Annotated in this window: 21 protein-coding genes and 1 pseudogene; 16 read left to right on the top strand and 6 right to left on the bottom strand. The window is 72.4% G+C overall.

Annotated elements, in window-relative coordinates:
* Positions 1–39: 39 nt before the first annotated feature.
* From SM611_RS27880 to SM611_RS27945, 14 genes are all read left to right on the top strand, one after another.
* Positions 40–666 (top strand): precorrin-8X methylmutase, encoded by a 627-nt coding sequence (locus tag SM611_RS27880; RefSeq protein WP_371953160.1) that lies wholly within the window; start codon positions 40–42, stop codon positions 664–666.
* Positions 663–1,676 (top strand): Rv2231c family histidinol phosphate aminotransferase CobC, encoded by a 1,014-nt coding sequence (gene cobC, locus SM611_RS27885; protein ID WP_371953161.1) that lies wholly within the window; start codon positions 663–665, stop codon positions 1,674–1,676. Before SM611_RS27880 ends, cobC begins: the two co-directional genes overlap by 4 nt.
* 2 nt (positions 1,677–1,678) lie before the next feature.
* Positions 1,679–2,824 carry a nicotinate-nucleotide--dimethylbenzimidazole phosphoribosyltransferase gene (cobT, locus tag SM611_RS27890; RefSeq protein ID WP_371953162.1) on the top strand — a complete coding sequence of 382 codons (1,146 nt, stop codon included), beginning with the start codon at positions 1,679–1,681 and terminating at the stop codon, positions 2,822–2,824.
* Between the two features lie 151 nt (positions 2,825–2,975).
* Complete coding sequence (gene cobA, locus SM611_RS27895; protein WP_371953163.1) at positions 2,976–4,214, top strand: uroporphyrinogen-III C-methyltransferase; 1,239 nt, start codon at positions 2,976–2,978, stop codon at positions 4,212–4,214.
* Positions 4,211–6,211 carry a GTPase family protein gene (locus tag SM611_RS27900; RefSeq protein WP_371953165.1) on the top strand — a complete coding sequence of 667 codons (2,001 nt, stop codon included), beginning with the start codon at positions 4,211–4,213 and terminating at the stop codon, positions 6,209–6,211. The genes cobA and SM611_RS27900 overlap by 4 nt, the downstream gene beginning before the upstream one ends.
* On the top strand, positions 6,208–7,911 hold the full coding sequence (locus SM611_RS27905) for a GTPase family protein (protein WP_371953167.1): 1,704 nt from the start codon (positions 6,208–6,210) through the stop codon (positions 7,909–7,911). The genes SM611_RS27900 and SM611_RS27905 overlap by 4 nt, the downstream gene beginning before the upstream one ends.
* 84 nt (positions 7,912–7,995) lie before the next feature.
* Positions 7,996–8,457 carry a single-stranded DNA-binding protein gene (locus SM611_RS27910; protein WP_371953169.1) on the top strand — a complete coding sequence of 154 codons (462 nt, stop codon included), beginning with the start codon at positions 7,996–7,998 and terminating at the stop codon, positions 8,455–8,457.
* 494 nt (positions 8,458–8,951) lie between these two features.
* Positions 8,952–10,244, top strand: coding sequence for a sensor domain-containing diguanylate cyclase (locus tag SM611_RS27915; RefSeq protein ID WP_371953171.1), 1,293 nt, complete (start codon positions 8,952–8,954; stop codon positions 10,242–10,244).
* Positions 10,245–10,582: 338 nt separating this feature from the next.
* Entirely contained in the window at positions 10,583–12,247 is a 1,665-nt protein-coding gene (ettA, locus tag SM611_RS27920; protein WP_371953172.1) for an energy-dependent translational throttle protein EttA, read from the top strand.
* 551 nt (positions 12,248–12,798) lie between these two features.
* A complete protein-coding gene (locus SM611_RS27925; protein WP_371953174.1) occupies positions 12,799–13,323 on the top strand; it encodes an RNA polymerase sigma factor in 525 nt (174 codons plus the stop codon).
* Positions 13,302–13,970 carry a hypothetical protein gene (locus tag SM611_RS27930; protein ID WP_371953176.1) on the top strand — a complete coding sequence of 223 codons (669 nt, stop codon included), beginning with the start codon at positions 13,302–13,304 and terminating at the stop codon, positions 13,968–13,970. Before SM611_RS27925 ends, SM611_RS27930 begins: the two co-directional genes overlap by 22 nt.
* 268 nt (positions 13,971–14,238) lie before the next feature.
* Complete coding sequence (locus SM611_RS27935; protein WP_371953178.1) at positions 14,239–14,670, top strand: acyl-CoA thioesterase; 432 nt, start codon at positions 14,239–14,241, stop codon at positions 14,668–14,670.
* Positions 14,667–15,260 (top strand): GNAT family N-acetyltransferase, encoded by a 594-nt coding sequence (locus SM611_RS27940; protein WP_371953179.1) that lies wholly within the window; start codon positions 14,667–14,669, stop codon positions 15,258–15,260. Before SM611_RS27935 ends, SM611_RS27940 begins: the two co-directional genes overlap by 4 nt.
* 161 nt (positions 15,261–15,421) lie before the next feature.
* The gene (locus SM611_RS27945; RefSeq protein ID WP_371953181.1) at positions 15,422–16,831 is read left to right on the top strand and encodes a S28 family serine protease; all 1,410 of its coding nucleotides are present in this window, start codon (positions 15,422–15,424) and stop codon (positions 16,829–16,831) included.
* Between the two features lie 128 nt (positions 16,832–16,959).
* On the opposite strand, the gene SM611_RS27950 is transcribed toward SM611_RS27945, so the two are convergent.
* The 4 genes and pseudogenes from SM611_RS27950 to SM611_RS27965 form a co-directional block, all read right to left on the bottom strand.
* Positions 16,960–18,534, bottom strand: coding sequence for a glycoside hydrolase family 13 protein (locus SM611_RS27950; RefSeq protein ID WP_371953183.1), 1,575 nt, complete (start codon positions 18,532–18,534; stop codon positions 16,960–16,962).
* A gap of 80 nt (positions 18,535–18,614) precedes the next feature.
* Positions 18,615–18,980: pseudogene (locus SM611_RS27955) on the bottom strand (globin); the annotation flags it as partial.
* 61 nt (positions 18,981–19,041) lie between these two features.
* On the bottom strand, positions 19,042–20,118 hold the full coding sequence (locus SM611_RS27960; RefSeq protein ID WP_371953185.1) for a mechanosensitive ion channel family protein: 1,077 nt from the start codon (positions 20,116–20,118) through the stop codon (positions 19,042–19,044).
* Between the two features lie 280 nt (positions 20,119–20,398).
* Positions 20,399–20,698: a hypothetical protein gene (locus tag SM611_RS27965; RefSeq protein WP_371953186.1), complete on the bottom strand. Its 300-nt coding sequence runs from the start codon at positions 20,696–20,698 to the stop codon at positions 20,399–20,401.
* A gap of 418 nt (positions 20,699–21,116) precedes the next feature.
* Between SM611_RS27965 and SM611_RS27970 the strand changes: the two genes are divergently transcribed.
* Positions 21,117–22,721 carry an NsdA family TPR-like regulatory protein gene (locus tag SM611_RS27970; protein ID WP_371953188.1) on the top strand — a complete coding sequence of 535 codons (1,605 nt, stop codon included), beginning with the start codon at positions 21,117–21,119 and terminating at the stop codon, positions 22,719–22,721.
* 6 nt (positions 22,722–22,727) lie between these two features.
* Positions 22,728–23,318, top strand: a complete 591-nt coding sequence (locus SM611_RS27975) for a GNAT family N-acetyltransferase (RefSeq protein ID WP_371953190.1) — start codon at positions 22,728–22,730, stop codon at positions 23,316–23,318.
* 131 nt (positions 23,319–23,449) lie between these two features.
* Here the strand turns inward: SM611_RS27975 and SM611_RS27980 are convergent, their stop codons facing one another.
* The gene (locus SM611_RS27980; RefSeq protein ID WP_371953192.1) at positions 23,450–24,214 is read right to left on the bottom strand and encodes a class I SAM-dependent methyltransferase; all 765 of its coding nucleotides are present in this window, start codon (positions 24,212–24,214) and stop codon (positions 23,450–23,452) included.
* On the bottom strand, positions 24,211–26,316 hold the full coding sequence (locus SM611_RS27985; protein WP_371953193.1) for a prolyl oligopeptidase family serine peptidase: 2,106 nt from the start codon (positions 26,314–26,316) through the stop codon (positions 24,211–24,213). The genes SM611_RS27980 and SM611_RS27985 overlap by 4 nt, the downstream gene beginning before the upstream one ends.
* Between the last annotated feature and the right edge of the window lie 248 nt (positions 26,317–26,564).

The raw sequence follows: 26,564 nt of genomic DNA on the forward strand, positions 1-26,564 counted from the left end.
CCGTCCGGAGGCAAGCATCCGGAGCACTGAGGAGCCCAGTTGACCGTCCGTCAGCCCCACCCGATCGAGGTCCGGTCGTACGAGATCCTGCGGTCCCGCGTCGACCTGTCGCCGATGCCGCCGCTGTGGCGGGCCGTCACCGAGCGGGTGATCCACGCCACCGCCGACCTGGAGTACGCGGTGGACCTGGTGACCAGGGAGGACTTCCTCAAGCACGGCTGGGCCGCGCTGCGCGGCGGGGCGCCGATCGTCACCGACGAGGGGATGGTCGCGGCCGGGATCACCGCCCGCGACACCGTCTGCCACGCCGCCGACCCGGCCGCCGCCCGGCTGGCGCGCGCCGCCGGCATCACCCGGTCCGCCGCCGCCGTCCGGCTGGCGTACTCCGAGGTCGGGCCCGGCGCGGTCTGGGTCGTCGGCTCCGCCCCCGAGGCGATCTTCGAGATCATCGACCGCCGGGTGAGCCCGGCGCTGGTCGTCGGCATGCCGGTCGGGTTCGTCGGCGCCTGCGAGGCCAAGGAGGCGCTGCGCGCCAGCGGGCTCCCGCAGCTCAGCAACGTCTCGGAGAAGGGCGGGTCCGCGGTCGCGGCGGCGGCCGTCAACGCGCTCCTGTACTTCGAGGCCGAGCAGTACGAGGCGGGCCGCTCCGAGGCGGGCCGCCCATGAACGTCGACCTGCGCCACCACGGGGACGCCGAGGTCGGCGGCGGGCTCGCCGACTTCGCCGTGAACGTCCGGACGGGCACGCCCCCGGAGTGGCTCGCCGCGCGGATCCGGGCGTCCGTCGCCGACCTCGCCGCCTACCCCGACCCGCGCCCGGCCCGCCGGGCGGTCGCGCGGCGGCACGGCCGGTCCGTTGGGGAGGTGCTGCTGACCGCCGGCGCCGCGGAGGCGTTCGTCCTGCTCGCGCGGGTCCTCGCGCCGCGCCGGGCGGTCGTGGTGCACCCGCAGTTCACCGAGCCCGAGGCCGCGCTGCGGGCCGCCGGGCACGAGGTGGAGCGGGTGATCCTCAGCAAGGACTTCACCCTCGACCCCGCGCTCGTCCCGGAGGACGCCGACCTCGTCGTGGTCGGCAACCCCACCAATCCGACCTCGGTGCTGCATCCGGCCGACGCCGTCGCGGCCCTGGCCGGGCCCGGCCGGACGGTCGTCGTGGACGAGGCCTTCATGGACGTCGTCCCAGGCGAACCGGAGTCCCTCGCGAGCCGGCTGCCCGCGGGCATCGTGGTCATCCGGTCCCTGACCAAGACGTGGGGCCTCGCCGGGCTCCGCGCCGGCTACATCCTGGCCGACCCCCGCCTGGTGGGACGGCTCGCGGAAGCGCAGCCGCTCTGGGCGGTGTCCACCCCCGCGCTCGTCGCCGTCGAAGCCTGCTCCGCCCCGGAGGCCGTCGCGGAAGCCGAGGGATGGGCCGTCGAACTCGGCGTCGAACGCGACCGGCTCGCCGTGGAGCTGAGCGGACGCGGCCTCTACGTCGTGCCCGAAGCGCGGGCGTCCTTCCTGTGCCTGTGCGTGCCGGACGCCCTCGGCATCAGGGCCCTGCTAAGGCAGCGCGGCTACGCGGTCAGGCGCGGCGACACGTTCCCAGGGCTCGGCTCCGACTGGCTGCGCATCGCCGTGCGCGACCGTCCGTCCAACGACCGGCTGCTGGAAGAGCTCCGCGAGCTCGGTATCTGACCATGGAGAGGAACGGGAAGGACGCCGTGAACCTGATCGACGCGACCATCGCCGCCATCCGCCCGCTGGACGGCGCGGCCATGCGGGACGCCCGCGACCACCAGGCCCGGCTCACCAAGCCGCCCGGGTCCCTCGGCGTCCTGGAGGAGGTGTCGGTCCGGCTCGCCGGGCTGGCCGGGCAGTGCCCGCCGCCGCTGCCCGAGCCCGCCGCCGTCGCGGTGTTCGCCGCCGACCACGGCGTCCACGCCCAGGGCGTCACCCCGTGGCCGCAAGAGGTCACCGCGCAGATGGTGGCCAACTTCCTGGCCGGCGGCGCCGTGGTCAACGCGTTCGCCGCCCAGGTCGGCGCCCGGGTCAGCGTGGTCGACATCGGCGTCGCCGCCGAGCTGGACGCCGCGCCCGGCCTGCTCCGCCGCAAGATCGCGCCCGGCACCGCGGACATGACCGCCGGACCCGCGATGACCGCCGGCGAGGCCCGCCGCGCCGTCGAGACGGGCATCGAGGTGGCGCGCGAGCTGGTCGCGGACGGCGCGCGGTGCCTGATCACCGGGGACATGGGCATCGCCAACACCACCGCGTCCGCCGCGCTGATCGCCGCGTTCACCGGGCAGCCGCCGGAGCGGGTCACCGGCCGCGGCACCGGCATCGACGACGCCACCCACGCGCGCAAGGTCGAGGTCGTCCGCGCGGCCCTGGCCCGGCACGGGCTCGCGGCGGGCGCGGAGAAGGAGCCGATGGACGTGCTCGCCGCGGTCGGCGGGCTGGAGCACGCCGCGATCGCCGGATTCGTCCTCGGCGCCGCCGCGCTGCGCGTCCCGGTCGTCCTCGACGGAGTCATCGCCGGCGCCGCCGCCCTGGCCGCCGCCGCGCTGTGCCCGGACGCCCTCGGCGGGTGCGTCGCCGGGCACCGCTCGGCCGAGCCCGGTCACGCCGCCGCCCTCGCCGCCCTCGGCCTGCGCCCCCTCGTCGACCTGGAGCTCCGGCTCGGCGAGGGAACCGGCGCGCTGCTGGCGTTGCCGCTGGTCCAGGGCGCGGTGCGGGTCCTGCACGAGGTCGCCACGTTCGACTCGGCCGGCGTTAGCGAGAAGCCCGGCGCAGCCGGAGCGGACAGCCTCGGGACCGGCCCCGGGACGGCCGTAACAACGTGATCACGGGTTGAGTCCGCTCGGCTATCGACTGGCCGGAGCCCCTCTCCATGGACTCCATATCCCGAGTACCTTTGTTCCACAAAGACACTGCCGGTCACCGACGTCCACAAGGTCCAGTCCGCCACCGATCCGCACGGAGAGAACCGCCCACGTGCCCCCGTACCTGCTAGGCCTGCGACTCGGCGGGCGACGCGTCCTCGTCGTCGGCGGGGGCCGGGTCGCCCAGCGCCGGGTGCCCGCGCTGCTGGACGCGGGAGCCGAGGTGGTCCTCGTCTCGCCGTCGGTCACGGCCACGCTGGAGGGCCTCGCCGACCGCGGCCGGATCACCTGGCACCAGCGGCCCTACAAGCGCGGCGACTGCCGGGGCGCCTGGCTCGTCCAGGCCGTCACCGACGACGCCGCGGTCAACGGGGACGTGGTCGCCGAGGCCGACGCCGCGCGGATCTGGTCCGTCCGCGCCGACGACGCCGAGTCGTCCCCCGCCTGGACGCCCGCCAGCGGGCACGCGGGCGACGCGACCGTCGGCGTCCTGCTCGGCGGCGACCCCCGCCGCGCCGCGGGCATTCGCGACGCCGTGGTGGAGGGGCTCCGCGACGGCGCCCTCGAATCCCGGCACTCCCGGCGCAAGCCCGCCGGCGTCGCGCTCGTCGGCGGCGGGCCCGGCGACCCCGGCCTGATCACCGTGCGCGGCCGGCAGCTGCTCGCCATGGCCGACGTCGTCGTCACCGACCGGCTCGCGCCCGGTGGCCTGCTGGACGAGCTGGCCGCCGACGTCGAGGTGATCGACGCCGCCAAGATCCCCTACGGGCGGACGGTCACCCAGGACCGCATCAACGCCTACCTGGTCGAGCACGCGCAGGCGGGCCGTTTCGTCGTCCGGCTCAAGGGCGGCGACCCGTTCGTCTTCGGGCGCGGCGGCGAGGAGGCCCTGTACTGCGCCCGCCACGGCGTCCCGGTCACGGTCGTCCCCGGCATCACCAGCGCGGTCGCCGTGCCGTCCGCCGCGGGCATCCCGGTCACCCATCGCGGCGTCTCGCAGGAGTTCCACGTCGTCTCCGCGCACGTCCCGCCGGGCCACCCCGACTCGACCGTCGACTGGGCGGCGCTGGGCCGCGCGAACGGCACGATCGTCCTGCTCATGGCGGTGGAGCGGATGGAACCCATCGCGGGGGCCCTCATGCGCTATGGTCGGTCGTCCGACACGCCGGTGGCCGTGGTACAGGACGGCACTCTGCCCGGCCAGCGGGCGCTGACGGCGACGCTGGGCACGGTGGCCGGCGCGATGGCCGCCGGCGAGGTCCGCCCCCCGGCGATCGTGGTCGTCGGCGACGTGGTCAACGTGGCACGAGAGATCGACATGATTCGAGCGGACATGGGACGGGATCCGTGACACCCCCCGCAGAGCGAAGCGCGGTCCACGACGAGGCCGCCGGCCGGGAGCGCGGGATCGATGACTCCGCCGCGCCCGGCCAGGACACCATGCCCGAGAAGGCCAGGCCCGAGAGGGACGCCGTGCCTGACAAGGACACCCCCGACGCCCCCGACGTGTCCGAGAAGGACGCTCCTGAGAAGGGCACGCCTGAGAAGGACGCGCCCGAGAAGAGTGCCTCGTCCGGCAAGGCCAGGCCGGGCAGGCGGCGCGCCCCCCGCGGCGGCTCATCCGGCGGCTCCTCCGGCGGCGCGACGAGCGGCGCCACGGTGCGGCAGGGCGAGCTGGTCCGGGCGCTGACCGCGCTGCGCGAGCAGCTCGGGGCCTTCGACCTGCTGCTGGACGTCCCCGGCGTCGAGGAGGCCCGCGAGGCCCGCGACGAGCTGCGCGGCCAGCTGGAGGACTACGTCCTCCCGCGCATCCAGGCCGCCGGCGCCCCCCTGCTCGTGGTGCTCGGCGGATCGACGGGCGCCGGCAAGTCCACGCTGGTCAACACGCTCGTCGGGGCCCGGGTGAGCGCCACCGGCGTGCTGCGCCCCACCACCAGCAGCCCCATCCTGGTCTGCCACCCCGACCACACCGAGTGGTTCATGGAGGGGCCGATGCTGCCCGGCATGGGACGGGTCCGCGGCCCCGCGCCCGACGCCATCGCCGGCGACCAGCTGGTCATCATCGGCAGCGACGTCCTCCCGCCCGGCCTCGCCCTCCTCGACAGCCCCGACTTCGACTCCGTCTTCGAAGACCACTACGAGTTCGCCACCAAGCTGATGGCCGCCGCCGACCTCTGGCTGTGCGTCACCACCGCCGCACGGTACGCCGACGCCCAGGTGTGGCAGATGCTCCAGCGCGCCAAGGAGAACGGCGCCACCATCGGCGTCGTCCTGTCCCGCGTCCCCGACGGCGCCGGCGAGGAGGTCGTCGAGCACTTCGGCGAGATGCTGGACGAGCACGAGGTCGGCGACGCGCAGCGCTTCACCATCCCCGAGACCCGCATCGAGAACAGCCGGCTCCCCGAGGAGACCGTCGAGTACATCCGCGAATGGCTGACCGGCGTCGCCGAGGACGCCGAGGACCGCGAGATCGTCATCAGCGACACCCTCGCCTCCGTCCTGGACAGCCTCCGCACCCGCGTCCCCGAGGTCGCCCGGCAGGTCGAGGCGCAGGTCGAGCAGCGCACCGAGCTGGCCCGCGAGGTCGAGGCCGGCTACGGCACCGCCCTCGCCGAACTGGACGAGGCCACCCGCAACGGCTCGCTGCTGCGCGGCGAGGTCCTCGCCCGCTGGCAGGACTTCGCCGGCACCGGCGACCTGCTGAAGGCCCTGCACGTCCAGCGGTCCCGGCGCGGCCGGGCCGCCGGCCGGCGCGCGGGCCGGCGCAGCCCCGCCCGCGTCCGCGCGCTCAAGGCCGCGCTGCGCAGCGGGCTCGAATCGCTGATCATGGCGTCCGCCGAGCACGGCGCCGAGGACGTCATCGCGCGGTGGCGCGCCCACCCGGCCGGACGCCAGGTCCTCGCCGGCACGGACGCCGACCTCGCGCACGTCTCCCCGGAGCTGTCGCGCCGCGTGACCCGGGCCGTCAGCTCCTGGCAGGACCACGTCCAGGAGCTGATCCGCACCGAGGGCGTCACCAAGCGCTCGGTCGCGAAGCTGGTCTCGTTCGACACCGAGGCGGTCTCCCTCGTCCTGATGATCGGGCTGCTCGGCTACGGCACGTCCGACGTCGCCGTCGAGGGGGGCACCAGCGCCGTTCCGCAGCGGCTGCTGAAGGCGCTGTTCGGCGCCGAGTCGCTGCGCGGCATGGGCGCCAAGGCCCGCGCCGACCTGCGCAGCCGCATCGGGATGCTGTTCGACGAGGAGGCCATCCGGTTCGGGCAGGTGCTCGACTCGGCCGGCATCCCGGACGAGACCGTCCCCGTACAGCTCTACCAGGCCACCTACAACCTCGAGGTCGCCCGATGACCACCTCGGCCATCCCCGCCAACTCGCCGACGGGAACCGGCGGGTTCCCGGCCTTCGGCGAGCCCGCGCCCGCCGCCGCGCCCGCCGGCCCGCCCGCGCTGGTCGACCGGCTCAACGCCCTCGACCGCCTCGTCCAGACCGGCTTCGGACGGCTCGACCAGCCCGTCCTGGACGACGCCGGGGCGCTGCTCGACCGGGCCGGCCAGCGGCTGCGGCTGTCGGGCGACCACACCGTCGTCACCCTCGCCGGCGGCACCGGCAGCGGCAAGTCCTCCCTGTTCAACGCCATCTGCGGGCTCGAACTGTCGCCCACCGGGATGCGCCGCCCGATGACGTCCAAGGCCCACTCCTGCGTCTGGGGGCTGGACGGCGCCGGGCCCCTGCTCGACTGGCTCGACGTCGACAAGCGGCACCGCTACGCCCGCGCCAGCGCCCTCGACCTGGAGCGCGCCGACGCCGGAATGCAGGGCCTCGTCCTGATCGACCTGCCCGACCACGACTCCATCCAGGCCGTCCACCGCGCCGAGGTCGACCGGTTCGTCACCATCGCCGACCTGCTCGTGTGGGTCGTCGACCCGCAGAAGTACGCCGACGCCGCCCTGCACCGCAACTACATCGTCCCGTTCGCCCGGCACACCGGCGTCACCCTCATCGTCCTCAACCAGGTCGACCGGCTCGCCCCCCACGAGATCGAGGACTGCGTCGCCGACCTGCGCCGCCTCCTGGAGGCCGAGGGCCTCGCCGACCCGCGGATCGTGACCACGTCCGCCGTCGCCGAGGACGGCGTGCACGGCTTCCGCGACGTCCTCGTCGACACCGTCGCGGCCCGCCGCGCCCGCACCGAGCGCCTGTCCGCCGACGTCGACCGCGTCGCCGAGCGGTTCACCGCCTACCGCTTCGACGCCGAGCCGCCCACCACCGTCGACGACGGCCACCGCGCCGAGCTGATCCAGGCCCTGACCGACGCCGCCGGCGCGCCCGCCGTCGCCGAGGCCATGGAGAGCGCCTACGAGCTGCGCGCCTGCGACTTCGTCGGCTGGCCCGTCACCGCCATCGTCAACCGGCTGCGCTCCGACCCGCTGCGCCGGATGCGCCTCACCGAGCTGCGCGAGGAACTCCGCAACGCCTTCACCGGACCGATCGGCGCCCAGCAGGGCGACGTCGACAACGCGCTGCAGGGCGTCACCGAGGGCCTGACCCCCGAACTCCCGACCCACTGGGGACGCTCCATCCGGACGGCGGCCCGCTCCCACGCCACCGAGATCCCCGAGGCGCTCGGCGAGTCCCTCAAGGAGGCCCTGCCCACCTTCAACGCGGTGCCGCGCTGGTGGTGGCTGGTCAAGACCTGGCAGTACTTCCTCGTCCTCGTCGCCGTTCTCAGCGTCGTGTGGATCGGCTTCCTCGTCGCCTACGGCGTGCTGGGCGCGGGCGGCGACGACCCGGGCGGCCTGATCGGCCAGGCGGGCCTCATCCCCTACGTGGCCGTCCTGGTCGTCTGCACCCTGGGCATGGGGTGGCTCACCGCCTCCGCCTGCCGCAACCTGGTCGCGCTGTCGTCCGCCAAACACGGCGAGAAGATGGAGCACCACATGCGGCAGGGCATCGAGCGCGTCGCGTTCGAGAAGGTCATCGAGCCCATCGAGGACGACCTGGACGTCTACGCCCGCTTCCGCCAGGACGTCGACGTGGCCCTGGGCTGAGTTATCCACAATTCCGCGACAGCCCGCCGGGCGTGCCGCCGCCGCGCCACCGTTGACTCGTAACCGAGAGCAACGGAGGCACGCATGAACGAGGCGCACGTGACCATCACCGGCTGGGTAGCCGCGGAGCCCCGCTACGCCGTCACCGCCAACGGAACCCCCTTCCTGTCCCTGCGGGTCGGCTGCACGCCCCGCCGCTTCGACCGCCAGACCAGCCAGTGGCAGGACGACGACCCCCTCTACGTGACCGTCAACTGCTGGCGCAACCTCGCTGAGAACGTCAACGCGTCCGAACTCCAGCGCGGCACTCCCGTCCTGCTCACCGGCCGCCTCCGCATCCGCCAGTACGAACGCGACGACCAGTGGCGCTTCTCCGCCGAGGTCGAGGCCACCACCGTGGGCCCCGACCTGAACCGGGGCACCATCGACTTCCGCCCCGCCCAGCGCAGCGGCCCCCTGACCGAAGAAGACCGCCAACTGGCCCGCGAAGCCGCCGACCAGTGGGCTCTGACGCCCCCCACGGAAGAAGAACCCAAAGCCGCCTGACCACAAGCCATCCGCTCCCCTCCCACGCGAAGCAACCCCCGCCCACCACCCCTCGACCGCGAACAGACGCTCTCACGCCGGAGGTCAACGGTGAGCGAGGGGGGCTGGTCGGCGGGCGGGCGGTTTCCTTGTCGTGCTGGGTCTCCGTCGTGTGCTGCGGTGCTGCGACGGCGCCGGTAGACGACGCGGTGGGGGCGCGGGGGAGGGCGGGTGGCCGCACGGGATCGTCGGAGGAGGGGAGCGAGGGCATGGCCGGGTCGGGTGCTGGTCGGCGCCCCCGCACCGTTGGGGTTTGCGGCCCGGTCAGATCCAGGAGATGCCGCGCATGGTGATATCCCCCTCAGGAAGTGCTGAGCACCGCGATTCCGCGGGCTCCGATGCAGGTGACCGGAACGGTCACCTGCATGTGCCTTCCCGAACGTACCTGTTTCACGCCCGTTCCGCACACGTTGCAACTATCGTGTTACACAACGTGATGCGTGTAAGGGGGAAGGATGACGGCAGTGCAGTCGTCCGCCGAGGACCGTGGTGGGGAGCTGGTCGGCAGGTCCGGGCGCCGGGCGCGGCTGGGGCGTCCGTCCTTGCTCGTGGTCTACGTGCCGGTGGTCGTCGCCCTCCATCTGGGGCTCGCCGTCGCGGGGCTGCTGAACACCCCGTTCCGCGGCGACGATCTGATGACGTTCGCGGCCCTGCTGGCGTGCGGCGCGATGTGCATCGAGGCGACCCGGCGGCTCGGTATGCCGGCGGGCGTCGCGCGCGACCTGCTGTCGGCCTGGTGGCTGCCGGTCGCGCTGCTGCTGCCGCCGGTGTACGCGCTGCTGATCCCGGTGCCGGTGCAGGCGCTGCTGCAGTTCCGCGTGCGCCGGACCCTGGTCTACCGGCGGGCGGTGGTGGCCGCGGCACTCGGGATCGCGGGCGCCTCCGCGTCGCTGCTGTTCCATCTGGTGGTGCCCGAGCCGCTGGAGGGGGCGCCGCAATGGGTCGTCGACGCGTACCCGGGGATCCCGGCCGCCGCCGGATGCGCGGCGCTGTTCACGGTGGTGAACGCGGCGATCGTCGCGGTCGCGGCGCACGCGGCGAACCCCGAGAGCCGCTGGCGGGACGTCCTGTGGACCCGCGAGAGCCTCCTGCTGGACGTCGTGGAACTCTGCGTGGGCATGCTCGTGGCGATCACCAGCGCCCTGTCGCTGGGCATGCTCCTCCTGGCGCTGCCCCCCGTGATGCTGCTGCAGCGCAGCCTGATGCACCAGCAGTTGCAGGCCGCCGCGCGGACGGACGCCAAGACGGGCCTGCTGAACGCGGCGGCGTGGCAGCGGGAAGCCGACACCGAGCTGTCCAGAGCGCAGCGCACCCACGACGCCGTCGCCCTGCTCCTGATCGACCTCGACCACTTCAAGCGCGTCAACGACACGCACGGCCACCTGATCGGCGACCAGGTCCTCGTGGGGGTTGCGAGCACCCTCTGCCATCAGCTGCGCGACTACGACGTGGTGGGCAGGTTCGGCGGGGAGGAGTTCGTGGTCCTCCTGCCGGGCGCCGACACCGTGGAGGCGTGCCGCGTCGCCGAACGCCTCCGCGGCCGTGTTCGCAGGCTCGCGGTGCCCGCCGAGGAGGGCACCGTCACGGTCACGGTCTCCGTCGGCGTCGCCCTGTTCCGCACCCACGGCCAAGACCTCCTGGAGCTCCTGGCCGCGGCCGACCTGGCCCTGTACCGCGCCAAGTCGTCCGGCCGCGACCGAGTCTGCCTCCCGGCACTGGAGGGCCCAAGGACGTCCGGCGGCACCTGACCCGCCACCCCGCCCCAGGCCCCGGCCACCACCCCGAACCGACCACCGCCCCAGTCCGTGTGCCGGGCCGATGTGTGCGCCGGGTTGGTGTGTGTGCAGGGCCAGTGTGTGCGCCGGGTTGATGGTGAGTTGGTCCGTGCGCTGAGGTGGTGCCCGACGACGCGTCCGGCACATCCAGGGAGCGTCGGGCGCTGGGTTGGCGTGTACCGGGCGCCGGGCTGGTGTGTGTGGCGAACTGGTGTGTGCGGTGGGTCGGCCGGTCCGTGGTGGGGCGCGTCCAGGCTCGGGCGGGCGTCGGGGCGACGAAGCGGTGGTCGGGACCCTCTAGGCTTGAGGATATGGCCGAGTACATCTACACGATGCAGCGTGTGCGCAAGGCACATGGCGACAAGGTCGTCCTGGACGACGTCACCCTGCATTTCCTCCCGGGCGCGAAGATCGGCGTCCTGGGGCCGAACGGCACCGGTAAGTCGACGCTGCTGCGGATGATGGCCGGTCTGGAGCAGCCGTCCAACGGTGACGCGCGCCTCATGCCGGGCTTCACCGTCGGCATGCTGCAGCAGGAGCCGCCGCTCAACGAGGAGAAGGACGTCCTCGGGAACGTGCAGGAGGGCGTCGCCGAGACCAAGGCGATGGTCGACCGGTTCAACGAGATCGCCGAGAAGATGGCGTCGGACTACTCCGACGAGCTGATGGAGGAGATGGGCAAGCTTCAGGAGCAGCTCGACCACCGCAACGCGTGGGACCTCGACAGCCAGCTCGAGCAGGCGATGGACGCGCTGCGCTGCCCCCCGCCCGACGCCGACGTGACGAAGCTGTCGGGTGGCGAGCGCCGGCGCGTCGCGCTGTGCAAGCTCCTGCTCGAAGCCCCCGACCTCCTGCTGCTGGACGAGCCCACCAACCACCTGGACGCGGAGAGCGTCCAGTGGCTGGAGCAGTTCCTCGCCAAGTACGAGGGCACCGTGCTGGCCGTCACCCACGACCGGTACTTCCTCGACAACGTCGCGACGTGGATCCTGGAGCTCGACCGGGGCCGCTGCTACCCGTACGAGGGCAACTACTCCGTCTACCTGGAGAAGAAGGCGGAGCGTCTCAAGGTCGAGGGCAACAAGGACGCCAAGCGCAAGAAGCGCCTCCAGGACGAACTGGAGTGGGTCCGCTCGAACCCGAAGGCGCGGCAGACCAAGAGCAAGGCCCGCCTGGAGCGCTACGAGGAGATGGCCGCGGAGGCGGCGAAGACCCGCAAGCTGGACTTCGAGGAGATCCAGATCCCGCCGGGTCCCCGCCTCGGTAGCACGGTGATCGTCGCCGACAAGCTCACGAAGGGCTTCGACGACCGCGTCCTGATGGACGACCTGTCGTTCAACCTCCCCCCGAACGGCATCGTCGGCGTCATCGGCCCGAACGGCGTCGGCAAGACCACGCTCTTCCGGATGATCGTCGGTGAGGAGCAGCCGGACGCGGGCGAACTGCGGGTCGGCGAGACCGTCAAGGTGTCCTACGTCGACCAGGGCCGCGGCGGCATCCACCCCAAGAAGACCGTGTGGGAGGTCGTCTCGGACGGTCTCGACCACATCAACGTCGGCCAGGTCGAGATGCCGTCCCGCGCCTACGTCGCCGCGTTCGGTTTCAAGGGCCCCGACCAGCAGAAGCCGTCCGGCGTCCTGTCCGGCGGCGAGCGCAACCGCCTCAACCTGGCGCTGACCCTCAAGCTGGGCGGCAACGTCCTCCTGCTGGACGAGCCCACCAACGACCTGGACACCGAGACCCTGTCCAGCCTGGAGAACGCGCTCCTCGAATTCCCCGGCTGCGCCGTGATCACCTCGCACGACCGCTGGTTCCTGGACCGCATCGCCACGCACATCCTCGCGTGGGAAGAGGGCTCGAACTGGTTCTGGTTCGAGGGCAACTTCGCCGACTACGAGAAGAACAAGATCGAACGCCTCGGCGCGGACGCCGCCCGCCCCCACCGCGTGACCCACCGCAAGCTGACCCGCGACTGACCCGGCTCACGCACAACGGCCGCACGGGCACTCTCACCGGTGCCCTGTGCGGCCGTTCGGCTGTCCTGACGGCCGCGGCGCATGCGGCGCGTCCGGGCGACGACCGTTGTCGCGGGTGGCGGCGGTCAGGCGCCGGGGCGCCGTTTCGATGTCGGCCGACAGGGTCGCCGCCTTGCTGCGGAAATGGTGGTAGATGACGCCGGCGCCGGGGTCAGGTCGGCTCCGCGCTCGATCTGGGCGACGCTGGTCCCTTGCGGCCGGGCTGCGCGAAGAGATCCATCGCCGCGTCCGTCCGGGGACGCGCCCGAACGCGCGGCGGATTGGTCCGGCAGAAGACCCGGATGGCCTGGTTTGCCAATTTTGTTGTGATCTTGACTCGGCGGATTAGGGGTGCTGACCTCGGACTATGGTGACCTGCTGGTCATTTGCGCGAAGCCGATCATGAGGACGGCCGGGTCTTTGCGGTCGATGTTGGGGAATGTGAGCTCTGGTGGCGCTTATATGCGTAAGACTGGAGTGAACGTTGTTCCCGCATCTCCAAGGAGCTATTGGTGGTCTCTCGTGTGCCGGGCGCTGCGGTGAGCGCCGAGAGGGAGACGCTGACGTCCTTCCCCGCGTTCTACCGGCACTGGATGCCGCGGCTCACCGGGTACCTGCGGGCCCAGACGGCCGACGGGCGGTGGGTCGAGGACGTCGCGCGGGAGAGCATGCTCGCCGCGCGGGGCAGGTGGGACGAGCTGGTCACCTGCGAGCGGCCGGGCATCTGGCTGTTCCGGGTCGCGACGACGATGCTGCGGCGCTGGCAGGCGAAGGCACGCGAGCAGTGCACCTCGCTGGACGAGATGGTCGACGGCGACGCCGGGACGGGCCTGATGGCGGCGGTCCAGGGCCTGCCGCGCCGCCAGCGGGAGGCCGTCGCGCTGCGCTGCCTGCTGGAGTTCCCGATGACGGACGTCGCGGCGATCCTGGACGTGAGCGAGCCCGTCGCCGCGACCCACGTGGAACGGGCGCGCCGCAGGCTCGCGGGGCTCGTCCGGCAGGTGGAGGCCGAGGCGTGCGGAGAGCGGGCGTCGTGAGCCTGGACGGCGTCCTCGCCGCCGCGGCGTCGGCCATCGCCGGCATGTCCGAGGCGGAGTTCGCCGTCGGGCTCGGCGAGCTGGAGGAGGAGTTCCGGCGGCGGGAGCACGACGACATCGAGCGGGCCCGGCACGCGTCGTTCGTCGAGTCCCTCGAACTGGACCGGGCCGCGTACGAGCTGGGGTGCCGCCACGAGGCGGACGGGAACCTGGCCGAGGCGGCCCGCTGGTACCGGGTCGCCGCCGGCAACGACCACGCGGACGCCGCGCTCCGCCTCGGCCGGACGCTCGACCGTCTCGCCGGCTCCTACGGCCGGGAGGAGCTGCACCTGGTCACCGAGGCCGCGCAGGCGTACGCGGAGGCCTACGCGGCGGGCCATCCGGAGGCCGCCGACCGGATCGACGAGATGCTGGCCGGTTTCGCCCGCGGGCGGGCCCCGCGTCCGGCGTCGCGCGCCGGGGGGTGCACCCACGTCCGCGACCTCGCGCCGGCCGGCGAGGTGCTCAGCGACGAGCAGATCCGGGAGTCGAGCCGGCATGCGGCGCGGTGCATCACGTGTCTGGCGGAGTTCGTCGCGCTGCTCAGGAGCGCGGCGGCCGCGGTCCCGTCGGGGACGGTGACCGACCCCTTCGCGCGCGACGACTGATACCTCGAAGTTCCGCCGTGCGACCGGCCTCCGCACCGGACCAACATGATCGCGATCGACTGGCGCGAGCTGGGCCACACGATCCGGCTCGACGCGGTGGACATCCCGCTCGCCGCGGCACGGGCTGGGCGATCGCGACGACGCGGCGGCCATGCGATACCTGATCCCCGGATGGACCTTCGACCGGAAACGACCCTGCCTCGACCGGGACTGAACCGGCGCCGGGTAGCATCGGGCCGACCCGGTTCCCCAACCCCCAGGCGAGGACATGCAGCGGACGCCTCCGGCCGAATACCGCCACGTCTACGAGTTCAACATCCGGTTCGGCGACATCGACTCCCAGGGCCACGTGAACAACGTCAAGTTCCTCGGCTACCTGGAGGACGCGCGCCTGGAGATGTTCCACGGCGACCCGGTGCGCAAGGGCGAGAAGCCCGTCCGCGGCATGGTGATCTCCCGGCACGAGATCGACTACCGGCTGCCGCTGCTGCCGACCGTCTACCCGATCCGGGTCGAGACCTGGGTGACCGAGGCCCGCGCCGCCTCGTTCAAGCTCGCCTACGAGGTGCGGGACGACGAGAACGTGTACGCGGAGGCGACCTCGACGCTCGTCGCGTTCGACGTGGAGGCGAACCGGCTGCGGCGGTTCTCCACGGAGGAGCGCGAGTTCATCGGGCGCTACCTGCGGCCCGCCGCATGACGGCGCTGGCCGGGGCGCCGTCCGCGCTGGACCGGCGGCAGCCCGCGGTGCGGCTGCGCGTCGCCCGGCCGGCGGACGCGGAGGCACTCGCCGCGCTGGTCCAGGAGAACCGCGCGTACCTGCGTCCCTGGGAGCCGGAGCGGGACGAGTCGTACTTCACCGTCGACGGCCAGCGCGACAACCTGCACGACCTTGCCGAGGCGTACGCGGCGGGGGAGATGTGGCCGGGCGTCATCCTGGTCGACGGCGAGGTCGCCGGACGCATCACGCTCAACAACGTCCTGCGCGGCCCCCTCCAGAGCTGCTTCGTCGGCTACTGGGTGGCGCGCGCGCACGCCGGCCGCGGTGTCGCCACGCGGGCGCTCGGGCAGTCGCTCGACGTGGCGTTCGGCGCGCTGCGCCTGCACCGCGTCGAGGCGTTCACGCGGGTCGACAACCACGCGTCCCAGCGCGTCCTGCGGAACAACGGTTTCACGCTCGTCGGGACGTCTCGCCGCCACATTCACCTGGACGGACGCTGGCACGACGAGCACCTTTTCGAACGCCTCGCCCCGTGGGACGACGGAGTGGCACTGAACCCGCCGGTGTGAGCGGTGTCCACCGGCCCCTTCCGGTGACAACCGGGCCGTCACGGATAGATAACAAGCAACACAGCAATCCGTTTTAGGCCCTCTTCTCCCTCTATTGTCGCGACGCGAATGTGGAGAACCCACGCGAAAGGGGCACAATGCGGCGCGTCTCACGAGGAGCGATGGCACTACTGCTCGCCGCCGGAATGACCGGGGCGGGCGCCACGGCGGCGCAGGCGGCGATCACGACGCGGGCCGGGGCCGCCCAGGCGGGCGCGGCCCAGGCGGGCGACATTCTCGCCCAGCTCAAGGCCATTCCCGGAATGCGGGTGACGGAGAAGACCTCGACGATTTCCGGCTCCCGCTGGTTCTGGCTGGAGTACCGGCAGCCCGTCGACCACCGCAACCCGCGGGGGCAGTGGTTCGAGCAGCGCGTCATGCTGCAGCACAAGGCGGCGGACAAGCCCATGGTGCTCTACACCAGCGGCTACAACACGCCGGAGGTGATGTTCACGTCCGAGCCGACGGCGCTGGTCGACGGCAACCAGATCTCGGTCGAGTACCGCTACTTCACCCCGTCCCGTCCCGAGCCGACGGACTGGAAGAAGGACACGATCTGGCAGGCCGCCACCGACGAGCACCGGCTCATCCGCGCGCTCAAGGGCATCTACACGGGCAAGTGGATCTCGACGGGCGCCAGCAAGGGCGGCATGACGGCCGTTTACCACAAGCGCTTCTACCCCAACGACGTCGACGGCAGCGTCGTGTACGTCGCGCCCAACGACGTGAACAACAACGACGACCGCGCCTACGACGAGTTCTTCACGACCGTCGGCGACGACCCCGAATGCCGCGCCCACGTCAAGGCGCTCGCGCGCGAGTTCCTCAAGCGCCGCCCGGCCATGCTCCAGCGCTTCAAGGCCGCGGCCGACGAGCAGGGCCTCACCTTCGACATCCTGCGCACGCAGGACCGCGCGTTCGAGAACTCCGTCATGGACTACGAGTGGGCGTTCTGGCAGTACAGCCTGCAGTCCGACTGCGCGTCCCTGCCCGCGGTGGACGCCTCCGACGACGAGATCTACACCACGCTCGACACCATCTCCGGGCTGTCGTTCTACAGCGACCAGGGCCTCGCGCCCTACATCCCGTACTACTACCAGGCGGGCACGCAGCTCGGCTGGCCGTCGCCCGAGTTCGAGCACCTGCGGCCGCTGCTGCGCTACGAGAGCAGCTACCAGCCGCGCACCTACGTCCCGCGCGACATCCCGATGCGGTTCGACCGCGGCGTCGCCATGCGCGACATCGACCGCTGGGTGCGCCACAACTCGAACCACATGCTGTTCCTGTACGGCGCCAACGACCCGTGGGGCGCCGAGCCGTTCACGCTCGGCCGCGGTGCCCGCGACTCGGCCGTCTACGTCGCGGCCGGCATGAACCACAGCGGCCGCCTCATCACCAAGCTGCCCGCCGACCAGCAGGCCGAGGCGATCGCGGACGTCAAGCGCTGGGCGGGCGTCGAGGCCGGCGTCCAGACCTTCACGTCGGCCCCGCGCGCCGACGACCCGCTCCAGCTCCAGCGTCCCCCGCTGTAACCGGAGCATCGTTGCACTAGGGCCCGCGGTGTGCCGGGCTGTGCCTTGACCCCTGGCACAGCCCGGCACACCGCGCTCGCCGTCCCACCGTGCTCGCCGTCCCACCGTGCTCGGCCGACCCGCCGCGGCTACTCGGGTGACCGGAGCCAGGCGGCCGAGTTGCCCGGGAGCAGGTCGCCGTAGAGCGGGGTGCTGGTCAGCAGCGGGGTGCCCGCCGGGAGGCGGACGGGGTTCTCGCCGCAGTTGAGCGCGCACGTGAGCGTGCCGCGCCGGAAGACGAGGACCGTGTCGGGGGAGTCGAGCCACTCCACGTCCTCCGGCAGCCCGGCCGCCAGGCGGCGGCGCGCCGCCAGCGCCTCGCGGTACCACGACAGCATCGAGGACGGGTCGGACGCCTGCGCCTCCACGGTCAGGGACGCCCACCGCCGCGGCATCGGCAGCCACGGCCGGACGCCGCCGGGCGAGAACCCGTACGGTTCGGCGTCGCCCGACCAGGGCAGCGGGACGCGGCAGCCGTCCCGTCCGGCGAGCTCCCCGTGCGTGCGCTCGAAGATGGGGTCCTGCCGGGCCTCGTCCGGGAGGTCGGTCACCTCGGGCAGGCCGAGTTCCTCACCCTGGTACAGGTACGCCGACCCGGGGAGCGCCAAGAGCAGCAGCAGGGCCGCCTTGGCCCTGGCGTACTCCATCCCCGGGACGCTCTCAGGACGCTCATAGCGGGTGAGATGGCGGATGGAGTCGTGGCTGGACAGCACCCATGTGGGGGCGGAGCCGGTAGGCGCGACGGCCTTCAACGCGGCGACGATCACGTCACGGAACTTCGTCGCCGACCACGGAGCCAGTTGCAGGTCGAACTGGAACACCTGGTGCAGCTCGTCTGGACGGAGATAGAGCGCGAGGTCTTCGGGACCGTCCGTCCACACCTCGCCTATGGCCATGCGTTCGCCGTCGTAGGCGTCCAATATCTGCCGCCATCTGCGGTACACCTCGTGGACCTCCGGACGGCTGTAGATCGGGCCGTTCGGGACGCGCCGGTCCCGCCCGCCGAGGTCGCCGAACGACTCGTCCTTGAACAGGCCGGCGGCGACGTCGATGCGGAAGCCGTCCACGCCCCGGTCGAGCCAGAAACGCAGGATCTCCTCGAACTCCTGCCGGACCTCCGGGTTGCGCCAGTTGAAGTCGGGCTGCTCGCGCGCGTACAGGTGCAGGTACCACTCGCCGTCGTCCACCCGCGTCCACGCCGGGCCGCCGAACGCGGACGGCCAGTCGTTCGGGGGACGCTCCTCGCCTGGACGTTCCCCCGGCTTTCCGGGACGGAAGATGTAGCGGGACCGCGCAGGCGATCCGGGCGGCGCGGCCAGCGCCTCCTGGAACCAGCGGTGCCGGTCGGACGAGTGGTTCGGGACGATGTCGACGATCAGCCGCAACCCGTGCGCGTGCACGTCCGCGACGAGGGCGTCGAAGTCGTCGAGCGTCCCGAACCTGGGGTCCACGTCGCGGTAGTCGGCCACGTCGTAGCCGCCGTCGGCCAGCGGGGACGTGTAGAACGGCGTCAGCCACAGCGCGTCCACGCCGAGGTCGCGCAGATGGCCGAGCCGGGAGCGGATCCCCTGGAGGTCGCCCTCACCGTCCCCGTCGGAGTCGGCGAAGCTGCGGACGTAGACCTCGTACACGACGGCGTCGCGCCACCACGGGATTCGCGTCATACACGGCGATCTACCCGGTTACACCGCACCGGTCACGTGCGGCGCCCATGTACGGGCCGATTGCGCGGGTGCGATTACGAGGGGGCGTTCACCAGGCTGCGCGCCGCCATCGTGAAGTAGTCCCAGAGCTGCTTCTCCAGCGGCTCGGGCAGCTCCAGCTCCTCGACCGCGACCCGCATGTGCCGCAGCCAGGCGTCCCGCTGCGCCTCGTCGATGACGAACGGCACGTGCCGCATCCGCAGCCGCGGATGGCCGCGCCGCTGGCTGTAGGTGTTCGGGCCGCCCCAGTACTGGATCAGGAACAGCCGCAGCCGCTCCTCGGCGGGGCCGAGATCCTCCTCCGGGTAGAGGGCACGCAGGCCGGGATCGTCCGCGACACCCTCGTAGAAGCGGTGCACCAGCCGATGGAAGGTCTCCTCACCGCCGACCGCCTCGTAGAAAGTCACCTGTTCAGCCATAGCGCTCCCCACCATATGTGAGACGCGTCCCGTTCCTCACCTTGATCGCCTAAGGCGCGGGAGTGGCCACCGTGACGCCCGCCCTGTCGAACGACCGCTTGACCCGTTCGCGCAGCTCGCGGGCGACGTCGCCCTGCTTGCCCGGCGCGGTCTTCAGCACCACCCGGATCACGATGGCGTCGCCCGCGAGGGCCTGCACGCCCCACACCGACGGCTCCTCCAGGATGACGGCCTTCCAGGACTCGTCCGCGGCCATCTCGTCGGCGGTGGTCTGCAGGATCTCCTTGACCTTCTCGGTGTCCTCGTGGATGTCGACGGGGATGTCGAGGACGGCCCGGCCCCAGTTCTGCGACTCGTTCCCCACCTTCTTGATCTCGCCGTTGGGGACGTACCAGACGACGCCGTTGACGTCCCGCATCCGGGTGACGCGCAGCGTGACGGCCTCGACCGTCCCCTTCGCGGAGCCGACGTCGATGACGTCGCCGACGCCGTACTGGTCCTCCAGGAGCATGAACAGCCCGGCGAGGAGGTCCTTGACGATGTTCTGCGCGCCGAAGCCGACCGCGACGCCGATGACGCTCGCGCTGGCCAGGATGGGCGCGAGGTTGAGGCCGAGCGAACCGAGGATGCTGAACAGCGCCGTCCCCATGATCAGGACAGACGCGATGGAGCGCAGCACCGAGCCGAGCGTCTGCGCACGCTGGGCGCGCCGCTTGTTCAGCAGCGCGGGGCTGCCCTCGAAGATCGTCCGGGCCCGCTCGCGGGCCCGCTCCGACATCGTCCCCTCGGCCATCCGCAGCGTGACCTTGGTGATCATCCGGTGCGCGATGTTCTTCACGATCAGCGCGATCACGAAGGTGAGGATGATCAGCAGCAGGGTGGTGAGCGGCCGGTCCAGCCACGTCGCGAAGAACTTGGTGAAGCCGGTGTTGTGCGAGACGTTCCAGACCAGGCGGCACGCCGTGGTCGGCTCCGGGTCGCCGCAGGCCGTCTCCGGAGAGCCCTTGCCGCCCCAGGGCAGCAGCCGCTCGGCCGCCAGCGACACGGTCGACGACGGCGGGATGCCGGACGGCGCGGTGACGGACGAGACGAGCGACGCGGCGAATGACGACGCGGCGAATGACATGGTGCAGACCCTCCCCGGCCATTGTGGCGTCTCGGCACCTCAAGGTGGACCCGAAGCGGGTACGACCCGATCGTAGGGGACGGCTCCGACCGGTACGTCCGACGGGGACGAAGTGCCTCGACCAGGCCGGGGAGGGTCTGTTCTGGCGAACGTGCCCCGCGGGTCCGCGGCTGCCGCGCCGTTCCGGCCACGGCCCGCGGGACACGTTCGGTCTGGGGGGCGGGTGGTCACCGCCGGGGGAGAGGGAGCGGGTCGGATTCCCGGCCGGGTGAGATGCGTCTCAGGGGCCGCCGCCCACCCCGCTGCGGAGCGGCTGCAGGACGTGCGCCAGCTTCAAGGCGGCGCCGCCCACGTCGTCGACCCGGTGCATGCACTCTCCCCACGACCACCAGAAGTAGTGCTCCTTCGTCTCGGGAGCGGGCGCGCAGGTGACGTCCTCGGCGAGGCTCGCGGCCTCCGGGTTCACGACGCGCAGGAAGGCCGGCCCCGAACGGGTCCGGACGACGCGGGCGACGAGCCCCTGCGTGTCGAGTTCGTGCTCCAGCTCCTCGAGGTAGCCGACGCGTCTGTCGCTGACCACCTGACACCCCCTCCATGGGCGAGCACCGGGCATCGACCGGACCGGCCAGATGATCGACACTCTGGATCCGTCCGGTCACTAAGGGCGAGAATTGCAACTCTCACACTGGCGAGTCAAGACACCGCCCGTCCCGCGAAGTACCGGATTACCCCACCTCAGGGGAAGGGGTTCCGTTTCCGGAGGAAGAATCTCTACCCGTGGTGGACGGGATGCCTCCCGCGGGCCGCGTCTTCCCCGAAACCGCTTGGCGGCCCACGTGGCGGAGGTTACGCTGCGTGCGCGAGAGATTATCTCTCGTGGCCATCAAGCGACCGGTCGCCGCGGCAGGGACGATCGCCCTCCCCCCGGGGAGCGGCGTCCCGGCCCGACGGTGAGGAGGCCGGAGTCGATGTCGGATCCCCCTCGGAAAGAGACGGACGTGGCTCGCCGGATCCGCGCGCACGCTCTGGCCCGAGGTCACGGCCCGGTCCAGATCGCGCAGGAGATCCATGAGCAGTGCGGGCCGTTGTTCGGCACCAGCCGGGTCAAGGCGCACCGCCTCGCCCACGGTGTCGCGCTGTCCGACATCGTCGCCCAGGTCAAGGCGCTCTACGAGGTGGACGGCAAGCCGCCGCCCCGGCTCGGGGAGACGCTGCTGTCCGCCTACGAGAGCGGGTACAAGCGGCCGGGTCCCGAGTACCTGCACTACCTCTGCGCCGTGTACCGGGTGGAGCCCGACGCTCTCGACTACCAGAGTCCCTGCATCTGCGGCCGCGGCCACGCGGCCCGAACGGGCGCCTCCGGCGTCCCCCAGCCGCGCGCCCCGGAACGGCGCGCGGCACCGGTCTCCGACGCGCTCGTCGGGGCGATCGTCCCCAGGGCCGACGAACGTCCCTGGTTAACCGTCAACGACTTACGGGGCCCCGACCGCGCCGACGGCCCCCTGAACATTGATGTGGGAGAGGAGGACATCGTGCTTCGTAGGACCCTTCTGCAACTTCTGGCCGGAGCGGGCGTGGCGCTCGACGGACAGTTCCTGGGGGCCGTCGACAACCTGCGCCGCAAGATGGACGACACGCTCGTCGGCGCGACGGTCTCGCCGACGATGCTCGACCAGTGGGAGGAGACGACCTACGGCTACGGCCGGCAGTACCAGGCGACCCCGTCGCTCCGGATGCTCTGCGACGTCCTGCTGGACTTCAGCGAGGTGCGGCGCATGTGCGACAAGCGGCAGCCGGTCGAGCTGCAGGAGCGGCTGTGCCGGATCGCGGCGCAGCTGTCCGGGCTGTCCGGGCTGATCATGATCAATCTCGGCGACCACCGGCTGGCCCGCTCGTTCTTCCGGACGGCGCGCACCGCCGCCGACGAGACCGGCGACCGGCAGCTGCGCGCCTGGGTGACCGTCCGCGAGTCCCTCGTGCCGATGTACTACGGCGACCCGCGCGAGGCGCTGCACCTGGCCCGCAAGGCCCAGGACCTCGCCGGCCGGACCCCCGGCGTCGCCGCCGCGATGGCCCCCGCCGTGGAGGCGCGGGCGCTCGGCATGCTCGCGATGCGCGGCCGGGGCGACGCGGCCCCCAGCGCCCGCCGGGCCCTCGTCCGGGGACGCTCGGTCTTCGACCAGCTGTCCAAGACCGACACCGGCGACCTGGTGTTCGGGTTCACCGACCGGCAGATGGCCTTCTACGAGGGCGACACGTTCACCAACCTCGGCGACCACAAGCACGGCGACGAGGTGCTCAGCCACGCCCTGACCCTCTACGCGCCGACCGACCGCGTCGACCTGACCCTGGTGCGCCTCGACCGCGCGATGTGCAAGCTGCACGCGGGCCACCCCGACGCCGCGCTGACGGCCGGCCGGGAGGCCATCCTCGACCTGCCGCCCGACCACCGGTCCGACATCCTCGTGCACCGCGCCCGCCAGATCGGCGCGGCGGTGTCGTCCAAGCACGGCGAGATCGCCGCCCTGAAGGACTTCTACGAGGCGCTCGCCGGCCCCTCGGTCAAGAGCCCCGTCACCGTCCCCCCGGCCGAGCAGGTCTGACCAGGCATGGGCGGCACCTTCTCGCAGGGCCACCTCGTCCGGCTTCAGGACGAGCCCCCCGTGTGGAGTTTCGAAGACCTGCGGATCCGCCGCTACCACGCCGCCGACCACGGCACCGTCCTCGCCCTGCACCGCGAGGGCCTCGCCCAGGTCGGCCTGCGGCCCGGCGACGGCGTCTACTACGACCACGACCTCTTCCGGATGGAGGACATCTATCTCCGCAACGACGGCGAGTTCCTCGTCGGTGAGCGCGAGGGCCGCATCGTCGCGATGGGCGGCCTGCGCCGCGCCGACCTCATCCCCGGCGGCCACGCCCGCGCGTTCGGCGGCTACGCCCCCGGGGCCCCGAACCTGGACGCCGTCGAGATGGTCCGGCTGCGGGTCCTGCCGGCCGTCCAGCGCCGCGGCTACGGAGCCGCCGTCGTCCGCGCCCTGGAGGAGCGCGCCGCCGAGTTCGGCTACCGCATCCTCCGCGCCGACACCACCGAGCTCCAGGGCCCGGCCCTGGCCCTCTACCGCAGATTCGGCTGGCGGGAGACACGCCGCGAACGGATCGGCGGCATCGTCAACATCTACCTGGAGAAACCCCTCCACTGACCCTCGGCACGCGTCAAGGCCGCGGCGCCGCCGGCCCGCGGCCCTCACCTCCGCGCTGGACGAGACCGTCCCCACCAGGAGTACCCCCGGACGCCCGGCGGCAAGGGCGCCTGTGCGGTGCGGACCGGCGGTCAGGGTTTCCGGGCTCCGACCAGCTGCATCAGCGGGTAACGGCGGTGGCGGACGCCGGTGAGGCCGCGGGCGTCGAGGGCCCGGGTGACCTCGCGGTCGCCGAAGACGGTGAAGCCGGTGGTGCGGCGGAGCAGTTCGCCGGCGAGCCGGGCGCCGGGCAGCGGGCTCGGGCGCCGGGACGTCAGGATGATCAGGCGCCCGCCGGGCTTGAGGACGCGGGCCATGCCGTCCAGGGCCGTCCACGGGTCGTCGAAGAGGTAGAGGGCGCCGAAGCAGCAGACGGCGTCGAACACGCCGTCGCGGAAGGGCAGGTGGACGGCGTCGCCGCGGACGTAGGCGGTGCCCTCCGCGGGGGCGTCCACGGCCTGGGCGAGCATGGTCTCGGACGCGTCCAGGCCGACGACCAGGCCGCCGCTGGAGACGCCCTCGGCGAGGGCGCGGGTGACGTTGCCGGGGCCGCATGCCACGTCCAGCACCGTCGCGGGCGGACGGCCGGCGAGGCCGAGCCACTCGCGGGCCAGCGCGTGCTCGGCGGCGGTGTCCGGGCCGAAGGGCCAGCCCTTGGCCATATTGAAGCCGATGGGGCGCCAGACCTTCTCGTAGATCCGCGGCAGGAAGGTCGACTCCATGACGGACTGGGCGAGGGACGGCTTCGCCGGCGGCCCGAGCAGGTCGAGGTAGCCGGCCGACAGGTCCGGTGCCTCGGGCGGGTCGCTGAGCAGGTCGAGGACCCGTTCCATGCTGGTCTGCACCGTGACGCTCATCCCGCTATTAGACCACGAGTCAATTCGTCGGGGGAGAAGGCCAGCCCGGTCTGCGCGGCCATGAACGTGAGGGTGTCGGTCATCAGATCGGCCGAGCGGCTCACCGAGCGGGCCGCGTGGCCGACCTCCGCCTCGTTCCGCAGCAGGATCGGGGCATCGGACGCGGTCGCGTGCTGCAGGGCCGCGCACAGCTTGCGCGCGTGCAGCGGATCGACGCGGGTGTCGCTGCCGAACGTCGTGAACAGCACGGCCGGGTACGCGGTGCCCTCGTGGACGTGGTGGTACGGGGAGTAGCCGATCAGCCAGCCGAACTCCTCCGGGTCGTCCGCCGTCCCGTACTCGTCGTTCCAGGTCTGGCCCAGGCCGAATCTCTCATAGCGCACCATGTCGAGGAGCGGCGCCGAGCACACCACCGCCCGGTACAGGTCGGGGCGCTGCGTGAGGGCCGCGCCGACGAGCAGGCCGCCGTTGGAGCCGCCGGAGATCGCGAGCTGCGCGGGCGTCGTCAGGCCGTCCGCGATCAGCTTCTCGGCGGCGGCGTGGAAGTCGTCGAACACGTTCTGCTTGCGTTCCCGCATCCCCGCGCGGTGCCACTCCTCGCCCTCCTCGGACCCGCCGCGCAGGTTCGCGATCGCGTAGACGCCGCCCGCCTCCACCCAGGCCAGGATGCTCGCCGAATAGGACGGCGTCAGCGAGATGTTGAAGCCGCCGTACCCGTACAGGATCGTGGGCCGCGGGCCGGAGAGGTCCGGACGGGACGCGACCAGCATCCGCACCTCCGTCCCGTCCCGCGAGGTGTAGACGACCTGCCGCGTCTCGATCTCGGGGACCGCGACCGTGCCCGGCGCGGACGCCCACAGCGACGTCTCGCCGGTGCGCGCGTCGTAGCGCATGACGGAGGACGGCGTGACGTTGTCGGTGTAGCCGAACCATGCCTCGTGCCCGCCCTCGGGCCGCTCGATGATCCCGCCGATCGAGCCGAGGCCCGGCGTCGGGACCGTCCCGACGCGTTCGCCCGTCTCCAGGTCGTGGACGGTGATCTCGCTGATCGCGTGCCGCGTCCACCCGGCCAGCAGGACGGGCCGGTCCAGGTCGTCCAGGATGGCGAAGTCGGTGAGGACGGCCTCCGGGTCCTCCGGGACGAGGTCGCGCCAAGCCCCGTACGACAGGTCGGACGGGTCGGCGACGCACAGGCGGGAGCGGGGCGCGTCCCGGTCGGTGAAGATGTAGGCGCGGCCGTCGCGCCCCACGTGCAGGCCGGTGCCCGCGTCGACGCCCTCCTGCACGGCGCGCAGCTCGGGCGCCTCGGCCGGGCACGCCGACAGGTCCGCGATCCACAGGTCGTTGCGCGGCGCCGTGCCCTGCGAGGACGACACCGTCAGCCAGCGCCCGTCCCGGCTGACCCCGACCCCGTAGTAGTTGGTCTTGTCCATCCCCTCGCCGAAGATCAGCACGTCGTCGGTGTCGGGCTCGGTGCCGACGCGGTGCAGGTAGACGCGCCGGTGGTACTGCTCCTCGCCCTCCGGGACGTCCCGCGCGGGCAGCCGGCGCGCGTAGTAGTACGCCTCCCCGCCCGGCAGCCAGGCGACCGCGGAGTAGCGCGCCCGGTCGATCGGCCCCTCGACCCGCTCGCCGGTCGCGACGTCCATGACGTACAGCAGGGACTCCTCGTCCCCGCCCGTCGAGACCTTGTAGGCGAGGCGGCGCCCCTCCTTGTCCGGCTGCCACCCGTCGAGCGTGGTCGTCCCGCCCGGGTCGATGGCCATCGGGTCCACGAGGACGCGCTCGGCGCCGTCCGGGCCCGCCGTGTACAGGACGGGATGCTCCTGGTCGGCGGCGCGCCGGGTGAAGAACCGCCGCCCGCCCCGCCACACGGGGGAGCCGACGCTGCCGGCCCCGAGCAGCTCGCCCAGCCGCTCGCGCAGCCCGTCCCGTCCCGGCAGCGCGTCCACCGCCTCGTGGAAGAGCCGGTCCTGCGCGGCGAGCCACCCCTTCGTCTCGGCGCTGTCGGCGTCCTCCAGCCACCGGTACGGATCGGCGACCCGGTGACCGTGAATGTCCTCGACGATGTCCTGGCGCTGCGCGGGCGGATACGGCGTCATGAATGCACTGTATTGGGCCATCCGGGCTGCCCGTCCCGGACGCCCCGGCCCGTCCCGGACACGCCGTCGCGTTCGATCCGGACTCCGAAGGGGGATTATTGGGGTAGCGGACAGCCCTCGTCAGACGCCACACTGATGATGGTCGGTCCGCCCCTGGGGAGGTCCTCATGGCGAGAGCGCAGGAACCGGAGACGATAATCGGGCCTCGGTCCGAGGCGCGGTCGACCGCGCCCGCCGAGGCGAACGAA

The sequence above is a fragment of the Actinomadura monticuli genome (assembly GCF_041463655.1).
GTDB lineage: Bacteria > Actinomycetota > Actinomycetes > Streptosporangiales > Streptosporangiaceae > Spirillospora > Spirillospora monticuli.